16 protein-coding genes and 1 tRNA gene are annotated in these 17531 nt (G+C 60.6%); 2 read left to right on the top strand and 15 right to left on the bottom strand.

What is annotated here, in order from left to right; genetic code table 11:
• Positions 1–780, bottom strand: coding sequence for a TatD family hydrolase (locus tag F3Y30_RS13960; RefSeq protein WP_203423283.1), 780 nt, complete (start codon positions 778–780; stop codon positions 1–3).
• Positions 781–788: 8 nt separating this feature from the next.
• The gene (metG, locus tag F3Y30_RS13955; RefSeq protein WP_203423282.1) at positions 789–2339 is read right to left on the bottom strand and encodes a methionine--tRNA ligase; all 1551 of its coding nucleotides are present in this window, start codon (positions 2337–2339) and stop codon (positions 789–791) included.
• A 243-nt stretch (positions 2340–2582) separates the two neighbouring features.
• Between metG and F3Y30_RS13950 the strand changes: the two genes are divergently transcribed.
• Complete coding sequence (locus tag F3Y30_RS13950; protein ID WP_203423281.1) at positions 2583–3383, top strand: sulfite exporter TauE/SafE family protein; 801 nt, start codon at positions 2583–2585, stop codon at positions 3381–3383.
• 50 nt (positions 3384–3433) lie between these two features.
• On the opposite strand, the gene F3Y30_RS13945 is transcribed toward F3Y30_RS13950, so the two are convergent.
• From F3Y30_RS13945 to F3Y30_RS13895, 11 genes are all read right to left on the bottom strand, one after another.
• Positions 3434–4459 carry a DNA polymerase III subunit delta' gene (locus F3Y30_RS13945; RefSeq protein WP_203423280.1) on the bottom strand — a complete coding sequence of 342 codons (1026 nt, stop codon included), beginning with the start codon at positions 4457–4459 and terminating at the stop codon, positions 3434–3436.
• Positions 4456–5145 (bottom strand): dTMP kinase, encoded by a 690-nt coding sequence (gene tmk, locus F3Y30_RS13940; protein WP_203426619.1) that lies wholly within the window; start codon positions 5143–5145, stop codon positions 4456–4458. Before tmk ends, F3Y30_RS13945 begins: the two co-directional genes overlap by 4 nt.
• A 112-nt stretch (positions 5146–5257) precedes the next feature.
• A complete protein-coding gene (locus tag F3Y30_RS13935; protein WP_203423279.1) occupies positions 5258–6445 on the bottom strand; it encodes a D-alanyl-D-alanine carboxypeptidase family protein in 1188 nt (395 codons plus the stop codon).
• 78 nt (positions 6446–6523) lie between these two features.
• Positions 6524–7534 carry a septal ring lytic transglycosylase RlpA family protein gene (locus F3Y30_RS13930; RefSeq protein WP_203423278.1) on the bottom strand — a complete coding sequence of 337 codons (1011 nt, stop codon included), beginning with the start codon at positions 7532–7534 and terminating at the stop codon, positions 6524–6526.
• A gap of 236 nt (positions 7535–7770) precedes the next feature.
• A complete protein-coding gene (locus tag F3Y30_RS13925; RefSeq protein WP_203423277.1) occupies positions 7771–8565 on the bottom strand; it encodes a tetratricopeptide repeat protein in 795 nt (264 codons plus the stop codon).
• Positions 8566–8698: 133 nt separating this feature from the next.
• Complete coding sequence (locus F3Y30_RS13920) at positions 8699–9508, bottom strand: tetratricopeptide repeat protein (RefSeq protein ID WP_203423276.1); 810 nt, start codon at positions 9506–9508, stop codon at positions 8699–8701.
• Positions 9509–9873: 365 nt separating this feature from the next.
• Positions 9874–11712, bottom strand: coding sequence for an adenylate/guanylate cyclase domain-containing protein (locus F3Y30_RS13915; protein WP_203423275.1), 1839 nt, complete (start codon positions 11710–11712; stop codon positions 9874–9876).
• A gap of 190 nt (positions 11713–11902) precedes the next feature.
• Positions 11903–12934 carry a hypothetical protein gene (locus F3Y30_RS13910; protein WP_203423274.1) on the bottom strand — a complete coding sequence of 344 codons (1032 nt, stop codon included), beginning with the start codon at positions 12932–12934 and terminating at the stop codon, positions 11903–11905.
• 299 nt (positions 12935–13233) lie between these two features.
• Complete coding sequence (locus F3Y30_RS13905; RefSeq protein ID WP_203423273.1) at positions 13234–14247, bottom strand: aldo/keto reductase; 1014 nt, start codon at positions 14245–14247, stop codon at positions 13234–13236.
• An 18-nt stretch (positions 14248–14265) separates the two neighbouring features.
• Complete coding sequence (locus tag F3Y30_RS13900; RefSeq protein WP_246752744.1) at positions 14266–14562, bottom strand: putative quinol monooxygenase; 297 nt, start codon at positions 14560–14562, stop codon at positions 14266–14268.
• A 75-nt stretch (positions 14563–14637) separates the two neighbouring features.
• The gene (locus F3Y30_RS13895) at positions 14638–15435 is read right to left on the bottom strand and encodes a type 1 glutamine amidotransferase domain-containing protein (protein ID WP_203423271.1); all 798 of its coding nucleotides are present in this window, start codon (positions 15433–15435) and stop codon (positions 14638–14640) included.
• Between the two features lie 115 nt (positions 15436–15550).
• Between F3Y30_RS13895 and F3Y30_RS13890 the strand changes: the two genes are divergently transcribed.
• Positions 15551–16483 carry a LysR substrate-binding domain-containing protein gene (locus F3Y30_RS13890; protein ID WP_203423270.1) on the top strand — a complete coding sequence of 311 codons (933 nt, stop codon included), beginning with the start codon at positions 15551–15553 and terminating at the stop codon, positions 16481–16483.
• A gap of 86 nt (positions 16484–16569) precedes the next feature.
• Here the strand turns inward: F3Y30_RS13890 and F3Y30_RS13885 are convergent.
• Positions 16570–16659 (bottom strand) — tRNA-Ser (locus F3Y30_RS13885).
• Between the two features lie 200 nt (positions 16660–16859).
• Complete coding sequence (locus F3Y30_RS13880; RefSeq protein ID WP_203423269.1) at positions 16860–17408, bottom strand: cupin domain-containing protein; 549 nt, start codon at positions 17406–17408, stop codon at positions 16860–16862.
• Between the last annotated feature and the right edge of the window lie 123 nt (positions 17409–17531).

The following is a 17531-nucleotide window of genomic DNA, read 5'->3' as shown; positions in this document are numbered from 1 at the left end:
TCACACCCTTGGCATCTTGGAGAAGACGCGGAAGGCGTTCTCCGTCGTGAAGCGGGATACCTCGTCGAGATCGATCCCCAGCGTCTCCGCAAGCACCGCCGCCGTATGTGCGACGAAGGCCGGTTCGTTGCGCTTGCCGCGAAATGGCTTCGGCGCCAGGTAGGGTGCGTCGGTTTCGACGAGCATCCGGTCCGTCGGAACCGTTCTCGCGATCTCGCGCAGTTCCTCCGATTTCGGGAAGGTCAGAATGCCCGAGAAGGAGACATAGCCGCCGAGCTCGACGCCGATGCGCGCCAGCTCCGGGCCCGATGAGAAGCAATGGAGCAGGAAAGGGAAGGCCCCCTTCCCTGTTTCCTCCGTGAGGATCGCCGCCATGTCCTCGTCCGCAGACCGGCTGTGAATGACGAGCGGCAGGCCCGTCTCGCGAGCCGCAGCGATGTGATTGCGAAGTCCGATGGCCTGCGCGTCGCGCGGGGCATTGTCGTAGAAGTAGTCGAGCCCGGCCTCACCTATCGCAACCACGCGAGGATTCGCCGAAAGCCGGACAAGCTCTTCGACGGTGATGTCCAACTCCTCGTCGGCATTGTGGGGATGCGTGCCGACGGAACAGAAGACGGACGGATACGTCTCCGCGATCGCGAGAATTTCAGGGAAGCGTTTCACGCGCGTCGAGATCGTGATCATCTGCCGGACACCGGCCGCATGCGCGCGGGCGATGATCTCGGCCCGCTCGGCCTCGAAGTCCGGGAAGTCCAGATGGCAGTGCGTGTCGATCAGCATTGCGCGCTTCAAGCCTCCGGGGCGACGTAGCGTGGAAACACGGGCTTCGGCGCATCGATGGGCGTTCCGCTGACAAGGCGTCCGGCCTGCCCGAGTGCCGCGAAATCGCGTTTGTCCGCCGGCACCGCCACGACGTCGAGGAGCTTTGCAGCCGATTCCGGCATGAACGGCTGCAGGAGGATCGCGATCTGTCGGACGACCTCAGCGGTCACATAGAGGACGGTTGCCATGCGGGCGGGATCCGTCTTCTTCAGTGCCCAGGGCTCCTGGCCGGCAAAATAGCGGTCCGCCTCGGAAACGACCGCGATGATTGCCGCCAGCGCGCGGTGAATCTGGAGCTTTCCCATCTCCTCACGCGTCAGCGCATGAAGTGCGTCGACCGACGCCAGCATGGCCAAGTCGTCCTCGCTGAGTTCGCCGCAGGTCGGTATGTGCCCATCGCAGTTCTTGAAAATCATTGAAACGGAGCGGCTGGCAAGGTTGCCGATGCCGTTTGCGAGATCGGAGTTGATGCGCGTTGCGATCCCCTCCTCACTGTAGCTTCCGTCCTGGCCGAAGGACACTTCCCGCAGGAAAAAGTAGCGGATCTGGTCTAGGCCGAAATGTTCGACAAGGTTGACCGGATCGACCACGTTGCCAAGGGACTTCGACATCTTCTCGCCCTTGTTGAGCAGGAAGCCGTGCGCAAAGACCTTCTTGGGAAGCGGCAGCCCCGCCGACATCAGGAATGCCGGCCAGTAGACGGCATGGAAGCGGATGATGTCCTTGCCGATGATGTGGATGTTGGCCGGCCAGTACTTCGCTCTCGGCCCTTCCGGGTTGGTCAGGTAGCCGGTCGCGGTTATGTAGTTGGTGAGCGCGTCCACCCAGACGTACATCACGTGGCCGGGAGCGTCGGGAACGGGAATCCCCCAGTCGAAGGTGGTCCGGGACATGGACAGATCCTTCAGGCCCGACTTAACGAAGGAAATCACCTCGTTGCGGCGCTCGGACGGACCGATGAAGTCCGGATTGTCCTCGTAGTGCTTCAGCAACCTGTCCTGATAGGCCGACAGACGGAAGAAGAAGCTCTCTTCCTCGACCCACTCCACGGGTGTGCCCTGCGGACCGTAGCGAACCCCGTCGTCCCGAAGCTCCGTCTCGCTTTCCTGATAGTAGGCTTCGTCGCGAACGGAGTACCAGCCGGAATAGGAATCCTTGTAGAGGTCTCCTGCCGCATTCATCCGGTTCCAGATGTCCTTCACGGCTTCGTGGTGACGTGGTTCGGTGGTGCGAATGAAATCATCGTTCGACGCGTTAAGTAGAACGGCCATGTTCTTGAATTCATGAGAATTCTTGTCGGCCAGCTCTTGCGCTGTCAAACCTTCCTTGCGTGCCGTCTGCTGCATCTTCTGGCCGTGCTCGTCGGTGCCGGTCAGGAAGAATACATCCCTGCCGTCAAGCCGCTCGTACCGGGCAATGGCATCCGTAGCGATCAGTTCGTAAGCGTGGCCGATATGCGGCCTGCCGTTCGGATAGGAAATTGCAGTGGTGATGTAGAAAGGGGATGTGTCGGTCATAGTACCGCCGGTCTTGCTGTCGTTGTCTTGTGGGCAGCTATTAACCCATGACGCGCACGAGGGAAACAGCAACTTTGCCGCAACGCGGCAAACCATCGATCGCTCAAGGGGCCGTCTGCCTCTGGTGATCCTCGATTGCTTGACTCCCCGGGGGAGCATGGCTATCCATCCGTCGCTCTTCGGTATCTGGTTGCGACCCGATCAAAGAGCGCATTCGTTCTTGGGCTACCGGAAGGAAGCAGTTTGGAATTCTGGAGCTCGTTCAATCCTCTCTTTTCTGTTTCAGGCTTTTTCGTTGGACTGCTCGTTGGCGTAACAGGCGTCGGAGGCGGTTCGCTTATGACCCCGCTCCTCGTCCTGCTTTTCGGGATTCATCCCGTCACGGCCGTCGGCACGGACCTTCTCTATGCCGCGATCACCAAAACGGTCGGCACGGCTGTCCACGGCAAGAACAAGACGATCGACTGGAAGATCGTTCGACTGCTGTCTTTCGGATCACTCCCCGCCACGGCGATCACGCTATGGATACTCTCCGGTGTCGACCGTCGGAGTATTGGTGCAGTCCAGACCATTACCGTGTCACTCGGCTATGTTCTGATCGTTACCGCGCTGTTGCTGCTGTTTCGCGGCAAGATCGTCGCATGGGCTCGGTACAGGCTGAGGGATCGCAAGCTCGTCGACCCGCGCAACCTTGCGTTTGCGACGATTGCGCTGGGCCTCATCCTCGGAACGCTGGTGACGATGACATCCGTGGGCGCTGGTGCAATCGGTGTCACTGTCCTGCTCGCGCTCTACCCCGCTATGAGCATCAGAAGCATTGTTGGCTCCGATATTGTCCATGCCGTACCGCTGACGCTCGCCGGCGGTCTCGGTTACTGGCTGATCGGGGAAGTCGACTGGATGATGCTCGCGAGCCTGCTCATCGGATCGGTGCCCGGCATCATCGTGGGCAGCCATTTCGGCCCTCGCCTGCCGGACAGGATCGTCGGCATTGTTCTCGCGATCACCCTGACCCTCGTCGGCGTCAAGCTTATCACCGCTTGATCGTTTATTAACACAAATAAAACAGTAATTTATTCGTGAAATTTAATAAGTCACATTGACGCACTGATCTCGTCGAGCAGCGATATGATTGTCTGCTTCCGATCAAGATTGTAGGCCTGACTGACATTTATCCGGTCAGTGATCGAGGACGAGAGCCTGGCAAGGGCATCGGCCCTCTGCAGGTCACCCGCGAAGGCAGCATCGCGCGCCGCGCGGGTGATATAGTCGCTGGCCTGGCCGCAGAAGAAGCCGAAGATAGTGTCGCTGTCCTTCGCCGAAAGTACGTCGGCCAGCTTGTGCACGTCCTTGCGAAGGGTTCCCTCACCCGAAACGATCGCACGGAACGCCTCTAGGATTTCGAAGCCCCCGTAGTTCACGAGCTTGAGTGCCTCTGACACGCTGCCGTTTGCCGCCGCGAGAACCTGTTCGCCCGCCGAAGGCAGAGTCGTTCCCAGGGTCGCAAGCGCGGCAAGAAGGTCGTCGTCGGAGAGCGGCGCGAGGGAGAGCGGCAGGCATCGCGAGCGGATGGTCGGAAGGAGCTTTCCCGGGGCATGGCTGAGAACGAGGAAGAGCGACCTCTTCGGAGGTTCTTCCAGGATCTTCAAGATAGCGTTTGCAGCGTTACGGTTCAGGTCGTCCGCCGGATCGACGATGACGATCCGCCAGTTTCCGGTACCGGATGTCTGGGAGAGGAACTTGCCGGCGCGGCGCACCTCGTCGACGGTGATCGCCGACTTCATCCGTCCCGTCTTGTCATCGATGGGTCGGGTCAGATGCAGCACATTGTGGGAGGCGCCCGATGCAACCTGCCGGCTTGTTGCCGACGACGGGTCAGGATCGGCGATCGCCGGAGGTGCCGATTGCGGGTCCGGATGGGTCAGGACATGATTTGCGAAGCGGAAGGCGAGCGTCGCCTTTCCGACCCCTTCCGGCCCCTCGATAAGGATGGCGTGATGACCCTTTCCTGAGCGGTAGGAGTTGGCGAGAAACGCCTCTGCCTGGCGGTGGCCGAATAGGCGCGTCTGTTCCGCCGGGTGCGTTGCGCCGTCGAGCACGCCTGCGCCCTGCTCACTCATGACACGTTTACCGGATTGCGCTGCCCGCCTTTCGGAGAAATCGGAACAAGCGGCTCGACGATTGCGAGAACCTGCGAAGCTATGGCGTCGACGGACTGGCTCGCGTCCACGACACGGCATCGAAGCGGTTCCTGCTCGGCAAGGTCCAGAAACGCCTCTCGCCGCTTCTCGTGCGTTTGAAGCTCTTCCTTCTCAAACCGGTCAGGAGCGCCTGCGGACGCGCCGCCACTGCGCTTTCTCGCCCGTTCCAGTCCAGATGCCGCTGGAAGGTCAAGGATCAGGGTGCAGTCGGGAATGGCGCCATTGACGGCGACGCGTTCGAGAGTCCGCATGAATTCCGGCTCGAGATTGCCGGTGACGCCCTGGTAGACCCGGGAAGAATCCATGAATCGGTCGCAAAGTACGATGGCTCCGGCGCGCAGCGCCGGCTGGATCACCTCACTCACGTGATCCGCTCTGGCGGCGGCAAACAGGATCGCTTCCATGCGTATCCCGTAACGCTCTGCGGCACCCGACAGGAGAACGTGGCGAACCGCCTCAGCACCCGGCGAGCCGCCGGGCTCGCGCGTTACGACCACGTTGTATCCGCGTTGCCTGAGGGTCTCGGCCAGCATTCGGATCTGGGTCGATTTCCCGGCGCCCTCGCCGCCCTCGAAAGTAATGAACAATCCGGTTGCGGCAACCAAATCCAACGTCCGTTCCTGCACCCGGCCACGGCCGGCTATCCTGCTGATCGGCCCACTAGTAACGCAACTTCTGTCCCGGGGAAACCTTCTGAAGCCGATTTAAATGCCGCCATCACAGCCAGAAGAAAAGCAGTTCCTGGAGCGCATCGACCGCCCTCGTCGTGAGCGTCCCGAGAGAAACCGTGCCTGCCGTCTTGACCGGAACTTCCCGCAGCAACTTGCCACCGTTCCATATTCTCAGGACGCCGACCTCCTCACCCGGCGAGACCGGCGCCCGGATCGGCCAGACATAGACGACACGCGCGACCAGTTTCTCCGGATTATCGACGGGAAGGAACACGTCCACGGGCTCGGCCGCAACGAGCGGCACCACGGGGGCGTCGCCTCCATAGACACTCGCCTCGGCGATGGGCTCGTCGGCCTTGAACAGCGTGCGCCGCTCGAACGAACTCATCGCCCATTCGATCACCCTTCTCGTCTCCTCGATGCGGATCTTCTCCGACTCCATTCCCGACATCGCGAGGAAGATCCGCTTGCCGTCACGGTTCACCGACGCGACGATGGCGTAGCCGTAACCTTCCGCGAAGCCGGTCCCTAAACCATCAGCGCCAATGTTCAGCGGGAGCAACGGATTCTTGTTGCGCTGGCGGATCTTGTTCCACTCGAACTCAGGCTCGGCGTAATATGCGTAGAAGTCGGGATACTCGGCGTAAAGGTGCCGCGCGAGATCAACCAGATCACGCATCGAGGTCATGCTCACGGGGCCGGGCATCAACGGGTCCGGCAAGCCGGTGGCGTTCGTGAAGCTGGAACTGCGCAAGCCGAGTTCGCGCGCTTCCTTCGTCATGCGCGCGGCAAACGCCGGTTCCGATCCCGACATCCCCTCGCCCAGCACGATACACGCATCATTCGCCAACTGGACTATGACGCCGCGGACGAGATCCTGGACCCGAATATTGGACTTCAATGCAGCGAACATGGTCGAAGCGCGAGATGGTGCTCCGCCGGTCCGCCAGGCATGTTCTGAAACGGGATATTGGGTATCGATGGAAATGTCGCCGCTCTTCAGCGCCTTGAAGACCACCGCCATTGTCATAAGCTTGGCTAGTGAGGCCGCCGGAACCACCTCGTCCTCGTTGCGAGCGAGCAGGACGGTACCCGTCTCCGCCTCCACCATGTAGATCTGTTTGGCCTTGACCTCGAACTGCTGCGGCCCCGCTGATTTTGATTGTGCCGCCACGGACGGCACATAGGCGAAGGCGAACAGGACCGACAGGATGACGAGGAAACGGCGATGCATGGCGACTCCGAAGCGTCTCGCCACAGTCCTACAACGCCGCGCAGTTCGCAAGCCGGAAACGGGGTATTGCCGGCCTTCTTAGCCGGCGTTTTCGGTGAGTGCGGAAAGCGGCGTCAGCGAACCGTCGAGGTGAAGGATCGCGTCGAATGCTTCGGCGGATTTCCGCTCCGGTGCATCAGAGTAAGCCGAGGCGTAGCTCTCGCTACTCGAGGGCACGGGGATATAGGAGGGACGTTCCTTCGGCATGGGGCCGATTTCCGGAAGTGCAGCAAAAGTCTGAGGGCCGCTCAGCGGGGTTACCGCTGGAACTGCCTGGTCAAGGGCGGCGGTTGCGCCACTCTCGCGCGCGCCGGAAGCATAGGCGTCGGCCGCAACGCGCTGCATGTCCATGGACATCGGCTCGGCGGAAGCGACCATCACGCCGCTTGCAATCTGGCCGCCTGGATCGACGGCGGGCACGCGTGAGCCCTTCGTCGTGTAGGATGCCATCAGGTAGGGCATGTCCAGTCCGTCCATGCGGGCCTTGCCAACATATTGCACCCGGACCTTCGCGGTCCCGTGGCGCTTGAGATCGAGCATGTCGGCGGTCTTGGAGGAGACGTCGATCAGGCGACCCCTTTCGTAGGGGCCACGATCATTGACGCGAACGATCACGGAGGTTCCGTTTTCGAGATTGGTCACCCGGGCATAGCTTGGCAACGGAAACGTCGGATGCGCAGCAGAAAGGTGGTACTTGTCGTAGACCTCGCCGTTCGCCGTGCGCCGTCCATGAAATGCGGAACCGTACCAGGAAGCATACCCGACCTTGTCGTAATTCTGGTCTTCCTTCGGCTTGTACCAGGTCTCGCGGACCTTATAGGGCTTGCCGACCTGATAGCGACCGCCGCCCTTCGGCACAGGCTGCCCCTCCTCCACGACGCGCGGGCTCGCCTTCACGCCATAGGCCGACTCGGCGAAATATTCCTTGCTTCGCACCTTCTTCTTCGGGCCCGTCGTTGTAGCACAAGCCGCAAGGCTGGCGCACACCAAGGGTATGGCAAGAAACCGCACACCCCGCCCGATGCGAGCTCCGTCAAAAGTCAAGTTCATATGTCCCACGCCGCTGCTGACCCGGTAATCCGGTAACGATCGCACCTGTCCTGCGATCGCCCCGTTCATGGCAGTTGCCACATAACAGTCCGTTAATCATGCCAGTAACATGGCGAAAATACGAATAGACTTGGAGGGTGCGGGAAAATTCTTCCCGTTATGGTTTACAAGCGGTTAATTACCGGAATCGAGAGGGTGTTCCCCACGCCAATACTGCCGAAAATCCGGTGTTCCGATCACGCTTCCTTCAAACCCGCCAACCGCAAGCCGGCGAGCCAGTGCTGGCGATCCGCATCCTTGTTGTAGCGGTACTCGCCCGACTTCGTGATCGACCATCCAGTGTCGTTATTACTGAACTCGGCCATAGTCGTGGGAGCATCTGCAAGGTTGAGTTGCGCCTGGCTTGCTGCCTTGATCAGCCTGACATCATTCGGCACCGGGTCTACCATCTTGTAGATGTCGTCGATCGCTCGGATTGCCTCATCGTATCGTTTCGCCATGTAGTGGGCGCGACCCAGTGTCCACAGGTACCAATAGGCAAAGCCCGGGTTCTTTTTCTTGGCATTCTCGATGAGTTCGACGGCCCGATCGGGCTCGCCGAAGTAGACATAGGCTTCCGCCATATCGGCATCGAGGTCCGCCTCGTTCTTGTCCTTGTCGGCATCGGGGATGAGATTGCGCGCGACTTCGAATTCCTGGAAACTCCTCACGAATTCTCCATCGTTCCAATAGACGATCGCTCGATACCAGGGGGCTTTGAAATCGTTGTGGTATGGATTCTTGGGATCGTTGCCCAGCACGACAGCTTTGTCAGCCCATGCTCGTGCTTCATCAAGAGAGGCGGCGCGGTACTTTCCCCATCCGTTTTGGTACTCGCGGACATACACATAGGAAAGCTCTGCATAGGCTGGCAGGTAGTCGGGCTTGCCCTTGATCGCAAGCAACAATTGCGCTTTTGCTTTCTCGTTTCCCACCGGCGTAACCGGTTCCTGTAGTGCGAGATTGTAGTATTCTTCAGCGCTCAAAGCCATGGTCTCCCCCTTTCGCGGATCTATTGCCGCGTCTGTGGTTCCTTCCGCATTTGGAGCGTCAGTCGCTCCGGTTACCAGTTCTCCTCCGGCGGGGCACGGCTACCCCGTCCGGTCAAGTGGCACCAGGCCGGATCTATCGTTCCTTCAGTCCGGCCTTGCGCAATCCGTCCAGCCAGTGCTGGCGGTCACTGTCGTTTCGATAGTGGAAGGCGGCCGATTTCTCGAGCGACCAGTCCGGATCGTTCTGGCTGAATTCCGCCATGGCCGCCCTCGCCTCGTCCAGCTTGCCAAGCTGGGCGTTGCTGGCGGCAACAACAAGGAGGACATCGTTCGGCGGTGTCGGGATGAATTCGTTGGGCGGCGTCTTGATGGCGGCGATGGCGTCGAGCGCGTCCTGATAGCGTCTTGTCGCGTAATAGGCGCGCCCCAGATTCCAGAAATACCAGTAGGGATGTCCGGGATAGCGCCTCCGGGCATCCTCAATCAGGGCGATGGCGCGCTCGGGCTCTCCTGCATAGACAAGCGCCTCCGCCATATCGGCATCGAGGTCTGCATTGTCGGTGACCGTTCTTTCAGGGAGGATGAACTTGCGGGCGTCCTCGAAATCCACAAAGCTCTTGTCGAAGTCCCCACGGTTCCAGTGGACCATCGCCCGGTACCATCGCGAGCGGAAGTCGTTGGGAACCTTGTTGTCGGTTGCGTCGCCGAGCGCGACGGCCTTGTCGGCCAGTGTCAGCGCTTCATCGAGGGAGGCCAAAGGATCCCGGCCCCATCCATTCTGGAACTCCCGTACGAGACAATAGGAATATTCGGCATAGGCCGGCAGGTAATCCGGGTCATCCTCAATGGCTTGCTGAAAGTATGTCTTGGCCTTCTCGTGACCTTCCGGCGTCAGCTCCTGCCGCCTGCCCAGCCGGCAGTTCTCTCGAGCGCTCTGCGTCATGCTATCCCCCTTGTGGCCGGGGCATCGCCGCTGCTGCGGGCCTTCCGGGCGGCGCGCCCTCATTCTGTTCAGTTGAAACCAGATGTCCGAATTCAGATCGTTTCGATGAGGTTTTCCACCGCAAGGACACCTCTGTCCCGGTGGTCTCCGACAAGATTGGCGTCCATGCGAGGCAGCTCAGGCTTTCGCAGTTTCTTCAAGCAGTCAAATCGCGCTCTCTCGCGGAATTCCCGATCCTGATCTTGCCGCACCACGAGCTTCCCCCGCTTCCCCATGAAAGTCAACGTGATCAGTCGGCCACGGAATAGTATCGATTGGAAACGTTGCTTATTGACAGTTTGTCTTGAGAGCGAAGAAACGCAATTCTACTTTTCCCTCAGGCCAGCTTTTCGCAATCCGTCGATCCAGTGCTGCCGGTCGCTGTCCTTGCGATAGTAGTATGCAGCCGATTTTTCCACCGTCCAGTCCGGATCGTTCTTGCTGAATTCCGCCATGATCAGCTTTGCCGAGGAGAGGTTCCCAAGCTGCGCCTCGCTAGCCGCCGTGATCAACCTGACGTCATTGGGTGGCGAGGTCATCTTGCCGATGGCATTGATTGCTTCCTGGTATTGCCCGGCCATGTAGTAGGCACGGCCGAGGTTCCACCAGTACCAGTACGGGAAATCGGGATTACGGAGCATTGCGCCCCTGATTTGCTCGATCGCCCTATCCGGCTCGCCGCCATAGATCAGCGCTTCCGCCATATCCGCGGCAAGATCCGGATCGTTGGGATTGATTTGCCGGGCGACCTCGTATTCGTGAAGCCCCTTGTCGAAGTCGCCCTGGTTCCAGGCGACGATCCCGAGGTACCAGTGACTGCTGAAATCGTCGTTCAGCATGAGGGCCCTTTCGGCGAGCTCCTGGGCCTTGCGCAATGATGCCGCGCCATCGGCGCTCCACCCGTTCTGGTACTCCCGGACGTAGACGTAGGAGAGTTCCGCGTAGGCAGCAGAATACTTCGGATCAAGTTCAATTGCCCGTTCGAACAGTTGGCGGGCCTCTTCGTTTCCCTCCGGCGTGACCTTGTCCGGATCAGCCCATATCTGCTTGCCCTTCAGATAGTAGTCATAGGCGTCCATCCGCTCGGTGAGCTTCCGGCTGGATCGTTGGTTTTCAGCCGCGGACATCTTGACGGCCAAGGCGGTCACGATCTTCTTCGTGATGTCTTCCTGGACGGCAAACGTATCGCCGAGCATCCGGTCATAGCGTTCGGCCCAAACGTGGAAACCGGTTTCTGCGTCGATGAGCTGAGCGTTGATGCGAAGACGCTCCGGCGTCTTGTGCACAGTCCCCTCGAGCACGTAGCGGACACCGAGCTCCGACCCAATGTCCTGGATCTTCGTCGGCTTGCCCTTGTAGGTTGCCGCGGAATTGTAGGCGGTGACGAAGAGCCCGGAGAACTTCGACAAGTCCGTCGTGATGTCGTTTGTCAGTCCGTCGCTGAAATACTCTTGCGACGGGTCGCCACTGAGATTGTCGAGCGGCAGGACGGCGATGGACGGCTGTATGGGCGACAGGAGCTGAGATCTCGTCTCTGGCTTCTTGCCCAGTTCGGGTATGTACTTCCAGCCGAGCGGCACGGCGACGACGGCAAGAAGTGCTGCCGCCGCAGCAAAGGTCCAGGAGGCAAAGCGCCGGCGCGGTCGCTCGTGCCCTACCCCCTTAACGGAATAGGCGTGCACCGGTACCGGGATGTTTTTCAGCTTGCGCGAGCCGAGATCCTGAAACGCAAGATTGGGCAGATGCTTCACCTGTTCGTAGAGACTGCCGGAGACACAGATCCCGCCCGGTTCCGAAAGCCCTTCCAGCCGTGATGCGACATTGACCGCCTCACCGAAAAGGTTGTCCTGCTCGACCACTGCGTCGCCGAGGTTGAGGCCGACGCGGAACCGCATCCGCCACTCCTCGTCCAGCTTGTCATCCAGTTGTGCTAGCTGGTGCTGGATTTCGACCGCGCAACGCATTGCTTCGACAGGGCTAGGGAATTCGGCGAAGACACTGTCGCCTGCGCCTCCGAATACACGGCCGTTGTGCACGCGGATGCGCTCTTCGATAATCGCAGCACATTCTTTGAAGAGCGCGAGGGCCGCGTCTTCATTCTTTCCAACCAGTCGGCTGTAGCCAACAGCATCAGCCGCCAGAATCGTTACAAGTCTGCGCTGCATCAACCGTTCCCCCAGAAGGCGTATAATACCTTCATTCAGTGCGCGCAGAAAGCGCGTGTGACGTGAGGTTCCACCTGGCAAGCCCACTTGGAGCGCCCTGCGGTTGCACCACAGGGTCCGATAGAACAGATTGCTGGTTCAGGGCCGCCGGGCGGCGAGAAGTAGACGGAATTCCACATGAATTTCGGGATCAGCAGGGCGAGGCCTCCCCGAGTCCCGGGGCTTGTTCGGCCCCTCCCGCCGGAAACGCGGCGACACGTTCCAGCGCCGAAGCGACGATCTCTTGGATCAGCACGAGATAGGGCATGCCGGCGAGGCGACCGACGAGCGGAAGATCGGATTCCACCGGATGCAAACCCGCCAGCGGATTGGCCTCGAGGAAGTGCACATTGCCGTCCTCATCACAACGCACATCGACCCGCCCCGCATCCCGTCCCCCGAGATAGCGCCAGGCGTCGAGCGCCAGCTGCGTCGCGGCGATGCCCACGGGGTCGGTCGCCAGGCTGACGTTGACTCGCTCGCCCGAGTACTTCTTGTTCTCGAAGGAATAGATGTCGGGTTCAGCTCCCGTCTGGATGAACAGCTCCATTGCGCCGAGCGAGCGTGCCGCGGGACCGGTGCCGACGATACCCACCGTAAATTCGCGGCCGGACAGGAATACCTCGACCAGGACCGGCTGGTGGTGACGCGCCAAGAGATGTTCGCACCCCTGTCGTAGCTCCGCCCGGTTCGTAACCTTCGAAGCGGGCGTGATCCCCTTGCTTGTTCCTTCGGCGACAGGCTTGATGAAGAGCGGAAACGGCAGCGCTATCGCATCTATGTCGCCCGGCGTCTCGACGACCGCGAAATCGGGTGTTCTGAGCCCTTGATCACGCACGATCCGCTTGGCGGTTGCCTTGTGGAGCGTGACGGCAAGCGCGAGCGGATCCGAAAAGGTATAGGGAATGCGATAGGTCTCGAGCAGTGCGGGTGCAAGCGACTGGCGGCCGAAGCCGTGCATGCCCTCGGCTATGTTGAAGACGAGATCCCAGCCGTCCCCCTGGACCAGCCGTCCGGCAAGTGCGCGCGCATGACCAATCCGATCCGTCGAGTGACCAAGGGAGCGCAACGCGGATTCAATGGCCAGAATCGCTTCTACGCTATCGAACTCGGCCGTTTGCTCCTCATCGTATCCCTTGTTCGCATAGTCGTCGCGCAGGTCGAATGTGATGCCAATCCTCATTGCTCGGCGAATCCTTGTTTCCCGCAAGTGGTCTTGGAGCATGTCGACTGTGGCCGAGAGGTCGCACAATTGCGATTGCCACCCTCAGATTGTTTAGTAGCTTAACTCCCGCTTTTCGGGACGGCAATGACCTCGCCCGAAGATAGCCAGGTCGATCACGCGATCTTGCCCGGCACCTTTCTCGCAAGGCCAAACCGATGCAAATGCGCGTGGGCCGGGCACTGGATGTGTGCCCGGCCCTTTCAGGAAATCGTCCCTGCGCAGTAGACGCACGTGAGTGCGTGGCCTCCGATAGGCTGCTAATCCACGATAGGAAGCGGTGCTGCGGGATCGACAAGGCGAGCTTCCCGCAGCTCGCGCCAGAAATCGGCCGGAACGACCTCTTCCAGTGCGGCTCGGTCCTCGGAAATCCGGCTTGGTTGGCTGGCGCCCGGGATTACCGCCGCAACCACGGGATTGGCGAGTGCGAACTGCAGGCCTGCTGCCTTCATGCTGATTCCGTAGCGATCGGCGATCGCCTTGATTGCCGCGACCCTGGACAGGATCTCCGGAGTGGCCGGCGCGTACTCGAAGTTCGGGCCTCCGACCAGCGCACCGGAACTGTAAGGCCCGCCGACCACGAGGCCGAGGCCGCGCCTGGCCACTGCCGGCACCAGCCGCTGGAGCGCGCGACCATGGTCGAGAAGCGTGTAGCGCCCCGCCAGTAGAAAGCCGTCGGGGCGCGGCCCGTCGAGTGCCAGCAGCAACTCGATCGGCTCCACCCGGTTTACGCCCAGCCCCCAGGCCTTGATCACACCCTCGTCGCGCAGGCGATCGAGTGCCTTGAACGCGCCCCGGCGCGCGCTTTCAAAAACGGAGAGCCATTCGTCACCGTAGAAGTCCTGCGCCACGTCATGGACCCAGGCGATGTCGATACGGTCGGTCCGTAGACGTTTCAGGCTGTCCTCGATCGAACGCAGCGTGGCATCTTCGGAGTAGTCGTTGACGATCTTGTTGGGCAGACCATGCTTGAAGACGTCGCCCTTCTCGCCGAGGTCACGGGCGCTCACGTCCTCTATCTCGTCGAGGATGACGCGGCCGACCTTGGTGCTGATGACGTAGTTCTCGCGCGGCTTGCCGGCGAGTGCCTCGCCCATTCGAATTTCCGCGAGGCCGGCACCGTAGAACGGCGCATTGTCGAAGTAGCGAATGCCATCGTTCCAGGCGGCTTCCACGGTCGCGAGCGCCTCGGCCTCGGGAATGTCGCGAAACATGTTTCCCAGAGGTGCCGCGCCGAAGCCAAGCTTGCCGGGCAGAATATCCTTCAATGCCATCGTCGTTTCCCTTCCCTTCTAGGCGACATGCACCGAACCGAGCACCAGTGCCGTCCGTTCGGCCAGATCGTTGATCTTCGAGAAATAGTTCCTGAAATGCGGCGTCTCGCGGTGAGCGATCACGGCTTCACCGTCCGTATACAGTTCGTCGAGAACGAAGAGGCCGGGATCGTTCTGATCCTGCCAGACGTCCCAGCGAAGATTTCCGGGTTCCGCCCGAGAGGGCGCCACCATGCTATCGAGGAGCGTCCCCAGGGCCTCGGCCTTACCCGGTCGTGCAGTGAGGATTGCAATGATCTTGACGGAATTCGACACAGATACTGTTCCTTCTTCAGCGTAGAGCCTCGGGGAGGTGTGGGCAATCCACACCCCACTGTCCGCCGGCATGACTTAGGCTGAAGCCGCCCGATCGAGGGCTTCGACGAACTTCGCGGCGATCGGATGATCGGAGCGCGGGTTCTGACCTGTGATGAGCTCGCGATCGACGATCACGTTGGGTTCGAAGTCGACCTCGGTCGTGATGACCTCGCCGCCTGCGGCCTGCAGAGCATCGACCATGTTGAAGTAGAGCTTGGCGTGCAGAATGTAGTCCTCCACGATCTTCTCCTCGGTATTGGAGAAGACAGTCATCTTGTAGCCGGCATACTGCCAGCCCTTGGCCCATTCGATCGCTTTGGCGGTATCACCGCCGATCAGCGCAGAACGGAACTCGCGGGCGTGCGGCATGGCAGAAACGACAGATATCGGGCCATGGCAGAGCAGCGCGGTGGGCTTTGACTTTTCGTGGAAGTGGCGCAGGATCTCGCCCAGTTCGGGGTCCTGCATGAGATCGACGACCGGCGCCTGACCACCTGGAACGAAGACGCCCACATAATTGTCCAGCCCTTCCCCGATCACAGAGCGCAGCGTGCGAACCCCGTTCATCGACGGGTCGTTGGCGTAGAATGCCCTGGCGCGGTTGTAGGCGGCCTCGTCGTTCTCGAAATGCTGAGCCGAATCCGACGCTTCATCGATATGCGGCTTGGTTCCGTCCGGCGTGGCCAGCACGACCTCATAACCGGCGTCAATCACGGCCAGGGCCGGTACAACCGTTTCGTTGAGATATTGGCCGGTAGCGCCCCAGCCGCCGCCCTGAATTTCGATCCGGGTTGCATTGGACCCGATCACCAGCACTTTACCCTTGCTCATAGCAGCCTCCGTTGAACTTCGTTGCGTCCTTCTGGACACGCCCAACATGAACCTGGCTTACATATTTCGGAAGTTTATTTCTTTTATCTTAGATATACGCATGTCATTATAACTCATGCGATACGACCTTAACCTCCTGCCCATCTTCATCACCCTCATGGAAGAGCGCAGCGTCACCCGCGCGGCGGAGCGCCTTGGAATCACGCAGCCCGCACTTTCGAACGCGCTGGCGCGCCTTCGGACAACCATGCAGGACCAGCTATTCGTCCGCGAGCGCTACGGCATACAGCCGACGCCGATAGCCCTGGAACTTGCACCGGTTATCGCCGAGGCACTGGCGAAGGTCGATGATGCGGTCCTCGGCCAGCAGGACTTCGACCCAGCCAGAGCCGAACGTCTCTTCACGATCGCGCCGAACGGCTACGTCGAATTCGTGCTTGTGCCGGCGATAGTCGCCAGGCTTGGCGAAGTGGCCCCCGGCATCAAACTTCGTCTCACGCCCTATGGCAGCGATCTCGCCGACACGGGCGTGATCTCAGGCACGACGGCACTGGTGCTCGGGCGCATCGTCGATCCGGCGGAAAATCTGGTCGTGCAGCATCTCATGGATGAAAGCCTCGCCTGCGTCGTGCGGGCGGACCATCCGGAGATCCACGACGGCATATCCCGACAGCAATTCGAAGAACTCAAGCACGTAAACGTGCTCCCTCCCGGCCGGCTGCGGGTCGGCCTGTTCCAGTCCCTGGAGCAGCAAGGTCTCAGGCGCGAGGTCGCCGTCTCGGTGACACATTTTCTGGCGGTTCCGGAAATGATCGCCGTCACGGATTACTGTGCGACGCTGCCGAGCCTCATCTGCCGCCAGCTTGCACGCGATCCTCGGCTGAAGACCCTGCCCGCACCTGTCGATCTCGGTACTTTTCCTGTCGAAATGGCCTGGCACGTTCGCTATCGCCACGATCCGGCACACCGCTGGCTGCGGTCCCTGATCAGTGAGGTCGTGAAGGAAGTATCGAGCTCTCGCTCGCTTCAAAGAGCGAATCTTCTGTGAACCCAATCTGGGCCTACGCCAATCGATGGAACTGCTGGGATCGGCAATCCGACTGCTCGCGGAAGGGCGCCGGGTTTTTGCCAGGATGGCGGAAGAGGTGGGATTCGAACCCACGGTACGGTTTCCCGCACGCCGGTTTTCAAGACCGGTTCCTTAAACCACTCGGACACTCTTCCCCAAAGCCGACATCGGATATGCGCCTGAGCGCGCCCTCGCCGGACCTGACCCCTCGCCTTTACAGTGTTTGGGCTCGATGCGTCAACCGGCGCCGGCGACGACTTTCGATGCCGCGCCGGATATCACGTCCACGGCTTCGGCCTGAGCGCGCCGTGAGCTCTGCTGGTCGCGTTGGAAACAATACTCACCAACATGCCGCTCAATAGGTCGGAGGCGTGATCGCGCTCAGGATCTTGCTCTCGCTGTCGTGAACATTACGGAACCGGTGCGACTGGCGACTGTCGAAATAGTATCCGTCTCCGGCCGTGAGGATTCTCTTCTGGTCGCCGACTGTCACCTCGACGGCGCCTGACAGGATCATCCCGGCCTCCTGGGCCGCATGTGCCAGCCCCTCGCCCGTGTCGGCCCCCACGGCATAGGTTTCATGGAGCATCAACATCTGTCTGTTGGGGTGACCGGACCCGATCACGCGGTAGGATATTGCCCCGGGCTTGCCGATCTCGAGCAAATCATCGGCCCGATAAAAGGGTGAATACGGAAGATTCGATTGCAGATCGCCGAAGAAGCCCTGCAACGTTGTCCCCAGCGCATCGAGGATCGCGCCGAGTGTGTCGACCGACGGGCTCATCCTGTCCCGCTCGATGAGCGATATGGCCGAATGCGAAATCCCTGACCGGACCGCAAGCTGGCGCACCCCCAGCCCGCGGCGGCGCCTCAACTCCCTGAGCTTCGCCCCGATGTTCGCCATGTAGCCCTCTGTTGCTCCGGCGGCGCGCGATCCCAGACGCCCCGATACAGCCGCTCGAGTTTGATGTTGGTGAGTATAATGAACACACCATTCGACCGCAATTGCGCCGGCCGCTGAAGTACG

Origin of the sequence: Sinorhizobium sp. BG8, assembly GCF_016864555.1 — a bacterium.
In the GTDB taxonomy this organism is placed as follows: Bacteria; Pseudomonadota; Alphaproteobacteria; order Rhizobiales; family Rhizobiaceae; genus BG8.
Note: the sequence above shows the minus strand (reverse complement) of the source record. Positions and strands in the feature narration are given on the sequence as shown.

What these genes read in the sequence shown, in the direction of transcription:
- F3Y30_RS13960 (WP_203423283.1), bottom strand. Translation starts at nt 780, where the DNA reads ATGCTGATCGACACGCACTGCCATCTGGACTTCCCGGACTTCGAGGCC.
- metG (WP_203423282.1), bottom strand. Translation starts at nt 2,339, where the DNA reads ATGACCGACACATCCCCTTTCTACATCACCACTGCAATTTCCTATCCG.
- F3Y30_RS13945 (WP_203423280.1), bottom strand. Translation starts at nt 4,459, where the DNA reads ATGAGTGAGCAGGGCGCAGGCGTGCTCGACGGCGCAACGCACCCGGCG.
- F3Y30_RS13935 (WP_203423279.1), bottom strand. Translation starts at nt 6,445, where the DNA reads ATGCATCGCCGTTTCCTCGTCATCCTGTCGGTCCTGTTCGCCTTCGCC.
- F3Y30_RS13930 (WP_203423278.1), bottom strand. Translation starts at nt 7,534, where the DNA reads ATGAACTTGACTTTTGACGGAGCTCGCATCGGGCGGGGTGTGCGGTTT.
- F3Y30_RS13925 (WP_203423277.1), bottom strand. Translation starts at nt 8,565, where the DNA reads ATGGCTTTGAGCGCTGAAGAATACTACAATCTCGCACTACAGGAACCG.
- F3Y30_RS13920 (WP_203423276.1), bottom strand. Translation starts at nt 9,508, where the DNA reads ATGACGCAGAGCGCTCGAGAGAACTGCCGGCTGGGCAGGCGGCAGGAG.
- F3Y30_RS13915 (WP_203423275.1), bottom strand. Translation starts at nt 11,712, where the DNA reads ATGCAGCGCAGACTTGTAACGATTCTGGCGGCTGATGCTGTTGGCTAC.
- F3Y30_RS13910 (WP_203423274.1), bottom strand. Translation starts at nt 12,934, where the DNA reads ATGAGGATTGGCATCACATTCGACCTGCGCGACGACTATGCGAACAAG.
- F3Y30_RS13905 (WP_203423273.1), bottom strand. Translation starts at nt 14,247, where the DNA reads ATGGCATTGAAGGATATTCTGCCCGGCAAGCTTGGCTTCGGCGCGGCA.
- F3Y30_RS13895 (WP_203423271.1), bottom strand. Translation starts at nt 15,435, where the DNA reads ATGAGCAAGGGTAAAGTGCTGGTGATCGGGTCCAATGCAACCCGGATC.
- F3Y30_RS13890 (WP_203423270.1), top strand. Translation starts at nt 15,551, where the DNA reads ATGCGATACGACCTTAACCTCCTGCCCATCTTCATCACCCTCATGGAA.
- F3Y30_RS13880 (WP_203423269.1), bottom strand. Translation starts at nt 17,408, where the DNA reads ATGGCGAACATCGGGGCGAAGCTCAGGGAGTTGAGGCGCCGCCGCGGG.